General features: G+C 30.8%; 2 protein-coding genes. Both read right to left on the bottom strand.

What is annotated here, in order from left to right; all coding sequences use genetic code 11:
• The coding region (locus HRQ60_RS23325; RefSeq protein ID WP_172201004.1) for a hypothetical protein at positions 1–364 on the bottom strand (364 nt) is incomplete at its 3' end.
• Positions 365–593: 229 nt separating this feature from the next.
• On the bottom strand, positions 594–1,725 hold a 1,132-nt coding region (locus tag HRQ60_RS23330), incomplete at its 5' end, for a hypothetical protein (protein WP_216671683.1).

The following is a 1,725-nucleotide window of genomic DNA, read 5'->3' on the forward strand; positions in this document are numbered from 1 at the left end:
AGCTTCGTTTATTTGGCTTCGACGATGATTTTATTGAAATAGTTGGGCGGAATCGGGTTTTAAAACACGCCCTAGTGTTAAAAGAATTTCTTAACGAAGATAAATTATCATCATGTATAAGCCTTTTTAGTTCATTTAATACTTTTTCATGAACTAAAAAATCAATTTGTTCAGGATCTGTATACACGTAAATTCCTTCTGCATGTAGAATTTCCATATCTCTATGTGCAATTTCTTCTTCATGGCCATTCAAGTCATTAAAATCTTTTGGGTATATCGAACTTATAGTATCGCTGTATAATAATGTTTTCTTCATCCACTCACTAGGTATAACAATTCTCGGATAATACATGATGTTTTTCATAAGATATCCTCCATTTTAAAGGTTTCGTATAACGTTTGGCATTCCTGACGTTCAAGCAGCTTAAGTGACCAAAGGGAACGAGTCGTTAGACTTAGCTGGTTGAATGTATCGCCTGAATATACTTCTTGGAAATCCTCCTTAGCGATCAAGGGCGAATGCCCGCAGTAGGAATGCTTTGTTATATGACGTCTATTTCTTTTGTGCTTTTCTTCAATGCAATGTTCAATAATTATAATTTTAACTTCTCAGTTATATAATTTAAATCCACTTCATCTCCACTATAACTCCATTCTTCTAACTTCTCGATAACACTACTAACTAAATCTTCTTCATTTTTTATATATGATATTGTCACATCTCTATATTTTTCATTAAGATTTACTATCACTGCTTTCTCATTTTTAAACGAACCATTGGATTCGAATAACTGCTCTATAAATCCCCTGATCAATTCAGGATAAGAGTGAGGTAATTCATTAAACAGGTCTATACAACTGTGAGATCGATACCCATCTTTTAAAGCCTCTCGTACAATGGCTGAAACTAACTCATATTTAGAATTATTTGAAACTAATTCTAACCAAATTTCTTTATCTATTTCCTTGAACAAGTACACAGCTTTGTTTGCAATATTAAAATCCCAACGACATATATTACTACTTATAACGTTAATCCAATGTTCGAATTGCGCCTTATCCCTCAAAGCTATCATTAATTTCATAAGCTCATTATCTTCATAGTGATCTAATATAAAAATTTTTCTCATTTTGATTTTTAATGTCTCATAAAAATCAGTATTACAATTTTCATTTATTATTATATTGTAAATAAAATCGTATCTTACACGATTCACTCTAGATGCATTTTTGAACTTAGTAAGCATTGATGATATTTGCTCATAGTAATTTTTATTGTCTTGTAAACGCGAAGATAAAATAATTTTTATCCAGCTGTCTCTATTCGCTACTTCAGTAGCATCTAAATTAGCATTCAACTTAAATATTAATTTATCTATACTGCTCTCATTCAAATGATTTATTATTTCAATATTCTCATGTAACAACTCAAGTAGTTCAATTTCATACTGATCCTTTTCAACTAATGGAGATATAATGCTCTCATACTCATTTTGTAGTTGTTTCAAAGAGTAGGCTAAAAAATAAATTAAGTTTTCCTTGTGAACAATTGTCTTCGGAGCAATAATACTTTTGCATACTAACTTTAACAAGGAACTGAATGCTTTTTGATGAAATCTCATTAATTTTTCTTCTACAATTGTTTTTATTCGACGGATTGTAAAATGAAGTGCAACACCTCGAACTGAATACAAAAAGGGCTCATGGCCGGATTCGTGTAGAATA

Source organism: Saccharibacillus qingshengii (assembly GCF_013185195.1).
GTDB classification, from domain to species: Bacteria; Bacillota; Bacilli; order Paenibacillales; family Paenibacillaceae; genus Saccharibacillus; species Saccharibacillus qingshengii.